The 13,836-nt window shown below is 42.0% G+C and carries 12 protein-coding genes, 5 tRNA genes and 1 pseudogene; 13 read left to right on the top strand and 5 right to left on the bottom strand.

Annotation, left to right across the window (positions count from 1 at the left end; translation table 11 throughout):
• Positions 1–90: 90 nt before the first annotated feature.
• Entirely contained in the window at positions 91–753 is a 663-nt protein-coding gene (locus tag AC25Y5_RS16125; protein ID WP_488141194.1) for a polysaccharide deacetylase family protein, read from the bottom strand.
• 193 nt (positions 754–946) lie between these two features.
• Here AC25Y5_RS16125 and AC25Y5_RS16130 point away from each other — a divergent pair.
• The 13 genes and pseudogenes from AC25Y5_RS16130 (at position 947) to AC25Y5_RS16190 (ending at position 9,793) form a co-directional block, all read left to right on the top strand.
• A tRNA-Asn gene (locus AC25Y5_RS16130) sits at positions 947–1,021 on the top strand.
• 3 nt (positions 1,022–1,024) lie between these two features.
• Positions 1,025–1,100, top strand: a tRNA-Thr gene (locus tag AC25Y5_RS16135).
• A 121-nt stretch (positions 1,101–1,221) separates the two neighbouring features.
• A tRNA-Glu gene (locus AC25Y5_RS16140) sits at positions 1,222–1,293 on the top strand.
• 96 nt (positions 1,294–1,389) lie between these two features.
• A tRNA-Tyr gene (locus tag AC25Y5_RS16145) sits at positions 1,390–1,473 on the top strand.
• Between the two features lie 120 nt (positions 1,474–1,593).
• A tRNA-Gln gene (locus AC25Y5_RS16150) sits at positions 1,594–1,668 on the top strand.
• Between the two features lie 246 nt (positions 1,669–1,914).
• Positions 1,915–3,511: pseudogene (locus AC25Y5_RS16155) on the top strand (putative bifunctional diguanylate cyclase/phosphodiesterase).
• 80 nt (positions 3,512–3,591) lie between these two features.
• Positions 3,592–4,497 (top strand): arginase, encoded by a 906-nt coding sequence (rocF, locus tag AC25Y5_RS16160; RefSeq protein WP_488141195.1) that lies wholly within the window; start codon positions 3,592–3,594, stop codon positions 4,495–4,497.
• Between the two features lie 170 nt (positions 4,498–4,667).
• Positions 4,668–5,231 (top strand): RNA polymerase sigma factor SigW, encoded by a 564-nt coding sequence (sigW, locus tag AC25Y5_RS16165; protein ID WP_488141196.1) that lies wholly within the window; start codon positions 4,668–4,670, stop codon positions 5,229–5,231.
• A gap of 11 nt (positions 5,232–5,242) precedes the next feature.
• Positions 5,243–5,878 carry an anti-sigma factor family protein gene (locus AC25Y5_RS16170; RefSeq protein WP_488141197.1) on the top strand — a complete coding sequence of 212 codons (636 nt, stop codon included), beginning with the start codon at positions 5,243–5,245 and terminating at the stop codon, positions 5,876–5,878.
• Positions 5,879–6,007: 129 nt separating this feature from the next.
• A complete protein-coding gene (cdaA, locus tag AC25Y5_RS16175; protein WP_482101557.1) occupies positions 6,008–6,844 on the top strand; it encodes a diadenylate cyclase CdaA in 837 nt (278 codons plus the stop codon).
• Positions 6,837–8,156: a CdaR family protein gene (locus AC25Y5_RS16180; RefSeq protein WP_488141198.1), complete on the top strand. Its 1,320-nt coding sequence runs from the start codon at positions 6,837–6,839 to the stop codon at positions 8,154–8,156. The genes cdaA and AC25Y5_RS16180 overlap by 8 nt, the downstream gene beginning before the upstream one ends.
• 39 nt (positions 8,157–8,195) lie before the next feature.
• Positions 8,196–9,545 carry a phosphoglucosamine mutase gene (glmM, locus tag AC25Y5_RS16185; RefSeq protein WP_488141199.1) on the top strand — a complete coding sequence of 450 codons (1,350 nt, stop codon included), beginning with the start codon at positions 8,196–8,198 and terminating at the stop codon, positions 9,543–9,545.
• An 83-nt stretch (positions 9,546–9,628) separates the two neighbouring features.
• Entirely contained in the window at positions 9,629–9,793 is a 165-nt protein-coding gene (locus tag AC25Y5_RS16190; RefSeq protein WP_488141244.1) for a diguanylate cyclase, read from the top strand.
• A gap of 234 nt (positions 9,794–10,027) precedes the next feature.
• On the opposite strand, the gene pstB is transcribed toward AC25Y5_RS16190, so the two are convergent.
• The 4 genes from pstB to AC25Y5_RS16210 form a co-directional block, all read right to left on the bottom strand.
• On the bottom strand, positions 10,028–10,801 hold the full coding sequence (gene pstB / locus AC25Y5_RS16195; RefSeq protein ID WP_488141245.1) for a phosphate ABC transporter ATP-binding protein PstB: 774 nt from the start codon (positions 10,799–10,801) through the stop codon (positions 10,028–10,030).
• Between the two features lie 61 nt (positions 10,802–10,862).
• Positions 10,863–11,735, bottom strand: a complete 873-nt coding sequence (gene pstA, locus AC25Y5_RS16200; RefSeq protein ID WP_488141200.1) for a phosphate ABC transporter permease PstA — start codon at positions 11,733–11,735, stop codon at positions 10,863–10,865.
• 1 nt (position 11,736) lies between these two features.
• Positions 11,737–12,675, bottom strand: a complete 939-nt coding sequence (gene pstC / locus AC25Y5_RS16205) for a phosphate ABC transporter permease subunit PstC (protein WP_488141201.1) — start codon at positions 12,673–12,675, stop codon at positions 11,737–11,739.
• 88 nt (positions 12,676–12,763) lie between these two features.
• Positions 12,764–13,720, bottom strand: coding sequence for a PstS family phosphate ABC transporter substrate-binding protein (locus AC25Y5_RS16210; protein ID WP_488141202.1), 957 nt, complete (start codon positions 13,718–13,720; stop codon positions 12,764–12,766).
• Positions 13,721–13,836 lie beyond the last annotated feature (116 nt).

Consider the following 13,836-nt stretch of genomic DNA (forward strand, 5'->3'; position numbering starts at 1 on the left):
CCCAAAAGTTAGATTTTGACTCTAACTTTTGGGGTGCACAACAGAACTGTACTGTTTTTTAAAATTCGGGGTATAATACAACCGAAATGGTCATTTGGGTATCTTCTTAACCTTCACTTTTGTTTCAAACAGCATTGTTTCCACCGAAATAAATGTTCGATCTTTGTTTAGTTTCTTCAATTCGGCTAAATTTATACGATCTTCACGATGGTGGGGAATAGATAGAATTTCCCCTTTAGTAACTGGTGGAAGATCACCACCTCGCCAAACTACAGATGAACCAAGAGCATTAATTTCCGCCTCCCAGAGCATGTTATGTAATGCTACTGGAAATACTTCATCACGCGTTCGAAACCAAAGAGGTTTAAGACCGAATGTTTTTTCAAAACGCTCCAGCTGATCAATGAACAATGGTGTATTTTGTTCGTAAGCCATTCCTTCGTCCCCAAGAAGTCCGACTGGAATATTTTTTTCTTTGATAAGCTGTACAGTTTCAGGGAAGCGATCAGCCCACTTCATATCTACAAAAATGAGTGGATAAGGTTTACCTAATTCTTGGAACCACTGCTCGACTTCACTATCTCCAAATGAAATATTCACGGTTAGTGCAGAGCCGCTAGCACCGCGTACGATTACGGCAGGCTCCTCCGTTACTCGGAAGACAGATACTAAGGACATCTGTTTAGGTAAAGCAGGGAGGAGCAGGAGAAGCGCACAGCAGACGATAGCGGTGAAGAAGTATTTGTTTCTCATATGTTGTCCCCTTTAAACAATGTATAATATACTTTATGAAAGACAGTTGACTAATATGAAAAAGATGTGGTAATATATAAAAGTTGCTGTCGGGAACAAGCATACAAACAAATTTTAAAAAAGACTTGATATTTATTTTCTTCTTGTTATAATGGAATTTGTCGTAATGGCAATAACGTCTATACTTAATTATTCCGCAGTAGCTCAGTGGTAGAGCAATCGGCTGTTAACCGATCGGTCGTAGGTTCGAGTCCTACCTGCGGAGCCATATGCTTCCATAGCTCAGTAGGTAGAGTGCTTCCATGGTAAGGAAGAGGTCGTCGGTTCGATTCCGGCTGGAAGCTCCAGAGAAGTACTTGTTCCTATAACTATATCTTCATTAGGACTGGAGTAAGAAGACGCAGGAATGCGCCGCAAATTATAATTATTACGACTAGTAACACTTAGTTGAAAGTTATTATTTAATGAGGCCCCTTGGTCAAGCGGTTAAGACACCGCCCTTTCACGGCGGTATCACGGGTTCGAATCCCGTAGGGGTCATTAAAACTTTTTCATTACGTTGTAGTGAAATTAGTTTACCTTAAGTACTTAAATCTAATTTGTTAGGTTTAAAACTTAATTCTTTATACTATACTTGGTGGGGTAGCGAAGTGGCTAAACGCGGCGGACTGTAAATCCGCTCCTTCGGGTTCGGCAGTTCGAATCTGCCCCCCACCACCAAAACTTTTTCAACGCGTAGCGTTGAAAAGAGTTTACCTCGAACTTAGAGCACGAAGTGTTGAATAGAGTTATCCCTGAATTATTTACACAAAGTGTTGAAAAGAGTAATCCTTCTATCATTGGGGTATAGCCAAGCGGTAAGGCAACGGACTTTGACTCCGTTACTCGTTGGTTCGAATCCAGCTACCCCAGCCATTTTTTTTGCTTTACCAAACCATGTGAAATCCAAATAGCTTTATTAAACCCTTCTGGAAATTTGAGAAGGGTTTTTTTGTTTTATTTCAGTCTAGTACTTTAGCATTCATTTAATATACACTATTGAAAAGTATTGTTTTTTGTCGAATTGTAAAGGAAACCTTAGAGAGAAGTGATTGTATGCCAGAAAATAATAAAATGATAGACGATTTAATACGTCATGATAGCAGTCACAGTCCGGAAAAAATGCTCAGAGATTTAGCCTATGCACTTGATCAGTCAGCCATTGTGGCCATTACAGATCGCACTGGCAAGATAGTCTATGTCAATGCGCTATTTACAAAAATAGCACAGTACAGCGTTGAAGAGCTTGTTGGTGCCAACCACCGAATTATTAACTCAGGCTATCATTCGCGTGCGTTTTTCAAGGATATGTGGGGCACCATAGGTCGCGGGAATAACTGGCGCGGTGAAATCTGTAATAAAGCTAAAGACGGGTCACATTATTGGGTGGATACGACAATCGTTCCGTTTCTGAATGAAAAAGGAAACCCTTATCAATACATTTCAATTCGCTATGATATCACAGCGCGTAAAGAGTCAGAACAACTGGTACGGAAACTGGCTTACAATGATCAATTAACAGATTTGCCGAACCGGACTTCCTTTAGGAAGATATTTCCAGAAGAAGTAGAGAAGTCTAAGGAACATCGTACAAATCTGGCAATTGTCTATCTAAATATCGATCGACTACGCTATGTCAATAATTCACTTGGTCATGAGGCAGGTGACTATGTTTTGTCTGTTGTTGCAAAGAGATTAAAAGATAGCCTCCAAGGAGAACAAGTTGTTGGCAGGATTTCGGGTGACGAGTTTGCAATACTTCTAAAGAATATACGAAATGCAGCACATGCAGAACAGCTTACACGAGAATTGCAACAATTGCTGGAGGAGCCGATTGAAGTAATGGATCAGCAGCATACACTTTCATTTAGTTTTGGCATCGCTCTTTATCCTGAGCATGCTAAAAAGTCTTCTGAACTGAGGATAAAAGCGGAAAAGGCCCTATCCATCGCAAGAGCGAATGGCGGCGGTGGCGTTGAAGTCTATCAACACGGCACAGCGTCTAATACCTTGGAACGGATTTTATTGGAGAATGAATTGAGAAAAAGTGTCGTTCTCGGTCAATTGCATTTAGATTATCAACCTAAGGTAAACTTGAAGACTGGAAAATTAGTGGGTGTTGAAGCACTCGTACGGTGGAATCATCCGGATCTCGGCAGGATTTCGCCAGATAAGTTCATCCCGGTCGCGGAAGAAACGAGGATATGCGCCTTTACCGATTGCTGTCAATATGTCCGCCGTCCAATTGGAAGAACCGGAGATTGTCAAAACCGTAAAAATGATACTCGATGAAACTGGCCTTTCCGCGAATTTAATCGAAATTGAATTAACGGAAAGTGCGTTTGCGGATAGGCAAGACATGCAAGAGAGAATTAGGGGAATAAGGGATTTAGGTATTACAGTATCCATTGATGATTTTGGGACGGGCTATAGCACGTTCAGTTACCTTAAAGAATTGCCGGTGGATACAGTGAAAATTGACATGTCTTTCGTACGGGATATACATATGAATGAAGACAGCCTTGCAATTGTCAAGGCCATTGTAACACTTGCGGATACATTTGGTCTGAACGTCATTGCTGAAGGCGTTGAGCAAGAAGAACAAGTGACCATTTTGAAGAATTTGGGATGTCGTGAAGGGCAGGGGTATTATTTCAGTAAACCTACCCCGCCAGATGTGTGTGAAAAGTTAATGGGAAAAGTAGATAGAAACGAATAATTATTCAGTTACTTGTCGAGTTGAGCCAAACCTAATTGTAGACTTACAATAGATATATAGAAAAGGGGGAGGTACTTGTCATGAAACGTTTAAATATATCGATAATAGGTGTTCCGCTCGATTTTGGACAAAGCCGTCGTGGAGTAGATATGGGTCCAAGCGCAATTCGATATGCAGGCATTGTTGATAGAATGGAATCGATAGGGCATGAGGTGACGGATGAAGGGAATATCCGTGTAAGTGTTGTGGAACAGAAAAAACATAATGATTCGAATTTGAAGAATTTAGACGAAGTCGTACAAGCGACCACGGATCTTGCGATGAAAGTAGCTGAAGTCTTGGATGCAGGTCGATTCCCACTCGTTTTAGGGGGGGATCATAGCATTGCAATCGGTACATTGGCGGGTCTTGCAAGTAAGTACAACAACCTTGGTGTAATTTGGTATGATGCGCATACTGATTTTAATACAGCTGAAATCTCACCATCCGGAAATATCCATGGGATGCCTCTTGCTGTAAGCGTAGGTCTTGGACATGAAAGTCTCGTCAATATACATAGTAAAGGGCAAAAAATTAAACCGGAAAACATTGTCGTTATTGGTGCGCGTTCGGTTGATCCTGAAGAACGTCTATTGATTAAGGAATCGGGTATTAAAGTTTTCACAATGCACGAAATAGACCGTTACGGAATGACAACAGTGATAGAAGAAGCCATCGCTTACTTACGCTCACGTGAAGTTGACGGTGTCCACTTGTCCCTGGATCTTGATGGATTGGATCCGCTATACACACCGGGAGTCGGGACGCCTGTGCCGGGTGGTATTAGCTACAGAGAAAGCCACCTGGCAATGGAGATGCTGGAAGACTCAGGAATAATTACTTCCGCCGAATTCGTAGAAGTAAATCCAATTCTTGACGAAGGAAATAAAACTGCTGATGTTGCAGTAGGTTTAATGGGTTCATTGTTTGGAGAAAAGCTACTTTAATCGGTATTGAAAGCCCATCCGGCTCCTAAGATGGGCTTTTTTCTTTTTTCCATTAATGGAGGAAGTATTTAGTAAACTCTGGTAAAATAAAATTAATATAAAAAATGAAACCTGTCGCCACCTTCAAACGTATAGAAGGGACAGCCGCATAGAGCGGAGGATGAAAAACATTGGATGAACTTATCAATAAACGAATAAATGAAGTTCTGAAAGGCGATCAAAATGCATTTGAGGAGATCGTAACGTTTTTTCAGCATCGCTTGTACCAAGTGTGTTACAGGATGCTCGGAAATGCGCAAGAGGCGGAAGATATTTCACAGGAAGCATTTGTCCGTGCATATATCAATATTCATACATTTGACCAAAAGCGGAAGTTTTCAACTTGGTTGTTTCGAATTGCAACGAATCTATGCATCGATCGTATCCGCAAAAAGAAACCTGCTTATTATCTTGATGCTAATGTACCAGGTACGGATGGTCTGAATATGTATTCGCAACTTGCTGCAACGGACGAACTTCCGGAAGATGAAGTTGAAAGAATGGAATTACAGCAACGTATCCATTATGAAATTGGTAGGCTCCCGGATAAATATCGTTCTGTCATCATTTTAAGATATATCGAAGAATTACCGCTGCAAGAAATTGGTGACATTTTAGGGCTACCTTTAGGGACCGTAAAGACCCGTGTTCATAGAGGACGGGAAGTGCTTCGGAAACAGATGGGTACCATGTAGGAGGGAATAATATGAATACGTGTCCGGAACAAATCGTTCACTATATGCACGCGTATTTAGATGGCGACATTAGCCGCGATGAAGAGCGGCAGTTGAAAGAACATTTAGATAGCTGCTCAGAATGCAGAGAAATTATGAATGGGTTAACCGAGTCCATTGCTTTTATAGGAAGTGCTGCTCAAATAAAAGCACCAGATAAATTTGTTGACGCTGTCATGGCGCGTCTTCCAAAAGAAAAGTCCCAAGCAGGTGCTCAGCGCTGGTTGCGAAAACATCCACTATTTGCGGCTGCTGCCTTATTTTTAGTCTTGATGAGCGCAACGCTTTTTTCAAGTTATGGGAATGAACAGCAATTTTCAGTGACAAAACAACCGAATTTAATCGTTGAGGGACAAACGGTACTCGTTCCTGCTGGGGAAACCATTGAAGGTGATATTGTTGTTAAAAACGGTAAGCTCCGAATTGATGGTAAAGTAGATGGCGATGTAACCGTTATTAGGGGTTCTAAATATATGGCATCTACGGCGGTTGTAACAGGCAAGAATGAGGAGATTGATAAAGTCTTTGATTGGCTCTGGTACAAAATGAAAGAAACAGCCAAGGCAATCATCCCATCGTCAACTGAAAAGAACCAAGACGGGGAGTAAACAGAGCGACCGATGCTACTGCCGCGAGCAGGGACGGTCGCTCTTTGTGTCTTGTGAGGAAAGACAGTCGAGTTACTGTTATGCTATACTGTACGCATAAGAAACTGTTTATGAAGGTAGGCGGAGCACATGCCCAAATGGCAAGAATTAATTGATTTCAGTCCAGTAGCGGCACTTATTAATATCATAGATGTGCTTCTAGTCTGGTTTGTTTTTTATAAACTGATTACGATTATAAAAGGAACGAAAGCCGTTCAACTTTTAAAAGGGATATTTGTGATTATCATCGTTCGATTTCTGACAGATATATTCGGTCTTGATACGCTCAGATTTTTAATGGATCAAGTACTCCCGTTCGGATTTTTGGCAATCATCATCATCTTCCAACCTGAGCTCAGGCGTGGACTTGAACAACTGGGACGAGGACGACTATTCGCTCGGACAAATATACAGGAAGAGGAAGAGCGGGAACGTCTCGTTGAAGCAATCATGAAATCGGTTAGCTATATGGCTAAACGTAGAATTGGTGCACTCATTTCCATTGAAAGGGAAACGGGGTTAAGTGAATATATTGAAACCGGTACTCGTATGGATTCCGCGATTAGCTCGGAACTTCTTATCAACCTATTCATCCCGAATACGCCACTTCATGATGGTGCAGTGATTATACAGCGTAACCGAATTGCGGCGGCAGGCTGTTACTTACCATTGTCAGAGAGCCCGTTCATTTCAAAAGAGCTCGGAACTCGACATAGAGCGGCAATCGGAATTAGTGAAGTAACGGATGCCGTGACAATTATCGTGTCGGAAGAAACGGGCGCGATCAGTTTAACTGCGAATGGAGATATTGATCGGAATCTTGAAATGGAGGAGTTTGAAGAACGACTGAAAAGAGTGTGGTTCGGTTCAACTCCTGAACTGAAAGAATCTTCTATCTGGAAGTGGAGGAGGAGAAATAATGGATAAGTTTATGGATAGACCATGGTTTCTTCGCTCCACAGCCTTAATCCTTGCACTCATCTTTTTCTTCTTCGTGCAAGCGGAAGAGAACTCCAATGGCAAAGCGGTTGGGGATGCGAGAGACAGCATTCGTGACGTGAATGTAGAAGTTTATTATGACAACGAAAACCTTGTTGTCACCGGAGTACCAGAAACGGTCAATATGACAATTGAAGGTCCGGCAAATATTGTACAATCAACGAAGTTAGTAAAAGATTTTACACTACGGGTTGACTTGTCGAGTTTGCCAATGGGTAAACATACTGTCAAGATCAAACATGAAAATATTTCCGAAAAGCTGGACGTACAGATTGATCCTGCGGAAATCGACGTTGTTATTGAAGAAAAGATAACACAGTCATTCCGCGTTGACCCTGAAATGAATGAGCGTTTGCTCGCAGAAAACTTCCATGTTGTAAAAATAGATGTTGATCCAACAACAATCGAAGTGACAGGTGCCAAGAGCGTGATTGAATCCATCAGTTTTGTAAAAGCCTCGATTACGGGGGACAAAGAAATTAACAAGACATTCGAGCAGGAAACTAGGGTCCGGGTGTTGGACAAGGATTTGACGAAGCTGAATGTGACAATTGTACCTGAACAAGTTAATGTCAAAGTCGAGATTGCAGAATACAGTAAAGAAGTGCCAATCGTACTTAAGTTGCAAGGGACTCCCGCTGAAGGTGTAACTGTCGATTCTATTGCGACTGAGAACAAATCAATTAGCTTATTCGGGTCACGTAAAGTGCTGGATCAAATCAAAGAATTCATCGTAGATGTGGATGTATCTAAAGTGAAGAAATCTGAAACATTGGATCTTGAGTTGAAAAAACCTAAAGGCGTTTCAGGGATGTCGTTGGATAAAATCAAAGTGAAAGTAGCGGCTAATGAAACGAATCCGGATTCAGAATCGGATTTAGAAGAGACCAATCCGGATGACTTGGAAGAGACAGATGATGCCGCTAGCACACCGAAGCCGGACGAGGATGTGAAAGTCTCTTCGAAAGATTTACGCGATATTCGCGTTGAGGTACAAGGATTGGACGAGAAATTCACCAGTTCATTTATAAAGCCGGCAGACGGGTTAGTCGTATTGACTGTCACTGCAGAACAGAATGTAATCGATGCATTGAAGAGTTCAGATTTTACTATCTATGTCGACGCGTCGGGAGCGACGGATGAAGGGGAACAGATTCTACCTATAGTAGTAGAAGGCCCTTCAGATGTACGATGGGAAATTTCCGATAAAGAAGTAACGATGCAAATTGAACTTGCCTGACATTCAGTTGAATGGATAGGATTGAAAAGGAGAATGAAAATGACAAAGTATTTCGGAACCGATGGTGTTCGTGGGATTGCAAATAAAGAATTGACGCCGGAGCTTGCTTTTAGGCTAGGAAGATTTGGAGGGCATGTGTTAACGAAAGAATTCCAAGGGAAGTCACAGGTACTTGTTGGAAGGGACACTCGTATCTCTGGTCACATGCTTGAAAATGCGCTAATAGCGGGTCTTTTATCAACGGGCGTTGAAGTGATGACTCTAGGGGTTATCAGTACACCGGGGGTCGCTTATTTGACACGTGTCATGAACGCCCAGGCCGGAGTTATGATTTCAGCTTCACATAATCCAGTCGAAGACAATGGCATTAAATTCTTTGGTGCGGATGGCTACAAACTGACGGATGAACAAGAAGAAGAAATTGAAAAATTGTTAAATGAACAGGAAGATACATTGCCACGTCCGACGGGAGCAGCAGTTGGTTCAATTACGGAATACTTTGAAGGCGGCCATAAATACATTCAGTATTTGAAACAGACAGTCGATGAAGAATTCGCAGGAATTCACGTTGTACTCGATTGTGCACACGGCGCTACGTCGACACTGGCGACGCATGTGTTTGCTGACCTTGATGCAGATCTAACAACGATGGGCGCTTCGCCGAATGGTTTGAATATTAATGATGGTGTCGGTTCAACACATCCAGAAGTATTGGCAAAACTCGTTGTTGAAAAAGGTGCTAATATCGGCTTGGCGTTTGATGGGGACGGGGATCGCCTCATTGCAGTAGATGAGCACGGAGAGGTTGTTGATGGTGATCAGATCATGTTCATCATTGCCCGCCATCTGAACTCGGAAGGCCGTTTGAAACAAGGCACGATTGTATCGACTATCATGAGCAATCTAGGCTTTTATAAAGCACTTTCAGATTACGGCATGAAAAGTGTGCAAACCGCAGTTGGAGATCGATATGTTGTCGAAGAAATGAGAAAAGGGAATTATAATTTGGGCGGAGAACAATCCGGTCATATTATATTCCATGACTATAATACGACTGGCGATGGTCTCCTCACAGGACTTCAACTTGTGAACATTATGAAGATTACTGGACGGAAGCTATCTGAACTAGCGGCTGAAATGAAAATATATCCACAGAAACTCGTGAACGTACGCGTACTGGATAAGCATGCAGTAACCGACAATGTACGTGTTGCAGGAGTAATAGCGGATGTGGAGAAAGAGCTTGCTGGAAACGGTCGCGTACTTGTACGGCCATCTGGTACTGAGCCACTCGTCCGGGTCATGGTGGAAGCACCTAACGAAGAAGAGTGTGTTCGCCTTGTTGACAGGATTGTTGATGTAGTGCGTGAAGAAATGGGAACGGAATAATTAACGAAAAAATTAATTGGAAACACCTAAATCTAGGGTGTTTCTTTTTTTATTTAAGTATTACAAAAGGGCAGACTAGAAATATCTTTTTTACGGAAAGGTATAACCAATCGGCTATTCCTTTTTCATGTGTCATGTTGGATCTTGACCATTTTAAACAAGTGAATGACTTGTTTGGCCACCTGACCGGAGATGAAGTGCTCCGAAAATTAGGAGAAGTGTTAAAGGCAAAAAAAGGAAACGGATGATGTGTTCAGGTATGGGGGAGAGGAATTCATTATACTATTGTCTGGAGTGGAATCCGTATTCAATTAGAAAGCGAATGAAAAAGGTCAACTGTACATTAGTGTAGTAGTTACTAATGTACAGTTGACCTTTTCTATTTTCCCTGCATTATCGAGGATGCCCTCTTGAAACACCGCTTAAATCTCAAACAAAAAAACAGTGGGGATGAGCCCCACTGATTGCGTATCACTTTTTAATTAACCAAATCTACCGTTAATGTAGTCATCCGTACGCTCGTCAGAGGGCGTGCTGAATAGGGTAGAAGTGCGGTCACATTCGACGATTTCACCATTTAAGAAAAAGGCGGTACGGTCTGAAATACGTGACGCTTGTTGCATGTTATGTGTGACGATTGTAATGGTCACATCGTTCTTGATATTGCGAATCAATTCCTCTACTTTATGTGTGGATACAGGATCTAGTGCTGACGTCGGTTCATCCATTAGAATTACTTCCGGGTCAATTGCGAGGCAGCGTGCAATACAGAGTCGCTGCTGCTGACCGCCGGAAAGACTGTAAGCACTTTTGTTAAGACGGTCCTTTACTTCATCCCACAAAGCCGCTTTACGCAAGCTGTCTTCTACAATGATGTCTAACATGGCTTTGTTGCGAATACCGTGAATTTTAGGTCCATACGCAACGTTTTCATAGATTGATTTTGGAAAAGGATTTGGCTTTTGGAATACCATACCAACCTTAGAACGAAGCAGTTCAACAGGCATTGATTTACCTAGGATATTATTGCCCATAAATGTAACGTTACCGGAAATCGTAACGTCACCTACATTTTCTACCATCCGATTTAATGTTTTTAAATAAGTTGATTTACCGCAACCAGATGGCCCGATGATTGCTGTTACTTCTTTTTCATTGATGGACAAGTCGACATTTTTAAGTGCGTGCGCCGTACCATACCAAAGATTTAAACCGTTTGTTTCATAAACCGCTTTTGTCCAATTTTCATTCTTCATGACTCGTAACTTGGCATCTGTATTCGTTCGGATGAGTGTTTTTGTCATCATAATCCTCCTATCAATTTTGAAGCTTTTTTTGTGATCTGTTTCTAAAGTAGATGGCAATTCCGTTCATGGTAATAAGCAAGATCATCAGGACGATAATACCTGCTGAAGCGGTATCCGCAAATTCGGGTTGGGGACGTTTTGCCCAATCGTAAATTTGCATGGGTAGCGCTGCAAATGTGCTGAGTGGACCAGTTGGTAGGAATTGAACAATAACCGGAATCCCCAGAACAATAAGCGGTGCTGTTTCACCGATTGCACGTGAGAAGGATAAGATACTGCCCGTCAAAATAGAACCGATTGCTGATGGGATAATCACATGGATGATTGTCTGCCATTTCGTTGCGCCCATACCGTAGGAAGCTTCACGAAGTGTATCTGGAACCGATCTCAAAGCCTCCTGAGTAGCGACAATGATAATGGGTAAGATAAGCAGACTCATCGTCAGTCCAGCAGCTAAGATGCTATTGCCAAGGGATAATGCACGAACAAAAACAGTTAATCCGAGAAGTCCGAAGACGACAGAAGGAACTCCGGCAAGGTTACTGATATTCATTTCAATAAAAGATGTCCATTTATTTTTTTTAGCATACTCTTCAAGGTAAATAGCCGAACACAGACCTAAGAACATGGATACCGGAATAACAACGGACATGAGGGCGAGTGTACCGACAAGTGCTGCTTTAATGCCCGCTTTTTCAGGGAAACGGGAACCGAAATTCGTAAAGAATGAAAGGTTTAACCGATCTACACCATCTGCACCAATACCGTAAAATAAGAAGAAAGTGATACCTAGCACTGCAGCGGCAATTGCACCAAACAGCCATTTCATCGCCGAGTCTTTGGATAGACGGCGATTTGTTTTTGATAGGAGAACGCGGTCCATATTAGTATTCCTCCCTATATTTCGTCTTGATGTATAAAGCAGCCCGATTCATAACGAACGTGAACAGGAACAGCATGAAACCGACAGCGTAAATGGAATAATAGATTGTAGTACCATAACCTGCGTCGCCAGTTGCGACTTGAACGATGTAGGAAGTCATTGTTTGAATGGAACCCGTAAAGTCCATATTAAATACCGGTGTGGAACCGGCAGCAAGAGAAACAATCATTGTTTCACCAACAGCACGTGAAGCTGCTAGGATAATGGATGCGGCAATCCCGGAAATCGCTGCTGGAAAGACGACTTTGATAGCTGTTTCAAATTTAGTGGAACCAAGTGCATAAGAACCCTCGCGGAATGAATCAGGAACAGCAGAAAGTGCGTCTTCCGAAAGTGAGATAATCATTGGCAAAATCATAATACCGACAACAATACCAGCACTTAGTGCGTTAAATAACTTTAATTGTGGAATGAATGACTGAAGCCATGGTGTCACGACTGCTAATGCGAAGAATCCGTAAACAATCGTTGGAATACCAGCCAGTAACTCAATAATTGGTTTGGTAAATTTTTTGACTTTGGGTGATGCATATTCACTGAGGAAAATCGCACATGCAAGACCGAAAGGGACCCCGATGAGAAGTGCGACGGCTGCAATTTTTAATGTACCGAGTACTAAGGGAAGTACCCCGAATGCCTGATCAGCATTGGAGAAAGGTGCCCATTCTGTGCCGAAAAGGAAGTCAGTTATCTTTATTTCTTGAAAGAAGATGAATGTTTCTTTCAGCAGTGTGTAAATGATCCCAAATGTCGCAAGTACAGCAACAGAGGTAACAGCGAGTAAGAGATGGGGAATGATTTTTCCGAAATGCTCTTTCTTCTTGGCAGCAGCAATGACATCGCGTGTCCGCATCTTTTCTGTCGGTTTAAATGAAGTCAATCGATGGACCTCCTACTTGAAAGTGTGATGGCTGCCCCTACAATGCGGGGCAGCCGAGAATGTTTATAGGTTGAATAGAGTTAGGTTATTATTTAATAGCATCTAATGTTTTACGTGCTTCTTCGTAGTCTGCATCAGGAAGTTGTACATAACCGACGGCTTCTGCCATTGCTGCCGAGTTGTCGATAACGAATTCCATGAAGTTACGAACTTCTTCTTTTTCTTTTACTGCTTCGTTACTAACATAAACGAATAGCGGACGTGAGAACGGTGTGTATTCGCCGGACTCGATTGTTTCAGCGTTCGGTTCAACACCATCGATCAATACTGCATTCAAAGCATCTTTGTTTGATTCATAATACGCATATCCGAAAAATCCGATTGCATTTTTGTCGCCTTTAATGCCTGTTACAAGGACGTTGTCATCTTCAGAAAGTGTTGCAGATTTTACAAGGTCAGTATCTTCTAAGACAACTTCATTGAAGTAGTCATATGTACCAGAATCTGTACCTGGTGAATAGAAGACGATTTCTTCTTCAGGCCAGCTAGGATCGATGTCAGACCATTTTTTTGCTGTTCCATCTTCTGCCCACATTTTCTTAAGGTCTTCAACAGTTAGTGAATCGACCCAAGTGTTTTCTTTATTAACAACGATTGTCAAACCATCGTTTGCAATTTTAAGTTCAGTGTAGTCAACGCCTGCTTCTTCAAGCTTAGTTTTCTCTTCATCTTTAATTGGACGAGATGCATTTGAAAAGTCTGTTGAACCAGCGATGAATTTCTCAAATCCGCCACCAGTACCAGAAACACCTACAGAAACTTTAACGTCTTTTTCAGCTTGTGCATATTCTTCAACAATCGCTTCCATGATTGGTGCAACTGTTGACGATCCGTCACCTGCTATACTACCGCTTAGTGCAGGAGTATCGCTATCGGAAGAACTGCTTCCGTCGGTATCTGTATTTCCTGTATCTGTACCACCACAAGCTGCTAGGAAAATCGAGCTTGCAAGTCCAAGTGTTGCTAGAAACTTAAAGTTCTTCATCTGTTGTTGTCCCCCTAAAGTGTGTTTTAACTACAACTCATATGATAGAGGTGAAATGTTGAGGATGTGTGAAGGCATTGTAAAGGTTTTGTAAATGGGGCGTGGGTCTATATGAT

The organism is Sporosarcina sp. Y1011 (genome assembly GCF_057669885.1).

Coding starts and splice junctions, on each gene's coding strand:
- AC25Y5_RS16125 (WP_488141194.1), bottom strand. CDS start 753: ATGAGAAACAAATACTTCTTCACCGCTATCGTCTGCTGTGCGCTTCTC.
- rocF (WP_488141195.1), top strand. CDS start 3,592: ATGAAACGTTTAAATATATCGATAATAGGTGTTCCGCTCGATTTTGGA.
- AC25Y5_RS16170 (WP_488141197.1), top strand. CDS start 5,243: ATGAATACGTGTCCGGAACAAATCGTTCACTATATGCACGCGTATTTA.
- cdaA (WP_482101557.1), top strand. CDS start 6,008: ATGCCCAAATGGCAAGAATTAATTGATTTCAGTCCAGTAGCGGCACTT.
- AC25Y5_RS16180 (WP_488141198.1), top strand. CDS start 6,837: ATGGATAAGTTTATGGATAGACCATGGTTTCTTCGCTCCACAGCCTTA.
- glmM (WP_488141199.1), top strand. CDS start 8,196: ATGACAAAGTATTTCGGAACCGATGGTGTTCGTGGGATTGCAAATAAA.
- pstB (WP_488141245.1), bottom strand. CDS start 10,801: ATGAAGAATGAAAATTGGACAAAAGCGGTTTATGAAACAAACGGTTTA.
- pstA (WP_488141200.1), bottom strand. CDS start 11,735: ATGGACCGCGTTCTCCTATCAAAAACAAATCGCCGTCTATCCAAAGAC.
- AC25Y5_RS16210 (WP_488141202.1), bottom strand. CDS start 13,720: ATGAAGAACTTTAAGTTTCTAGCAACACTTGGACTTGCAAGCTCGATT.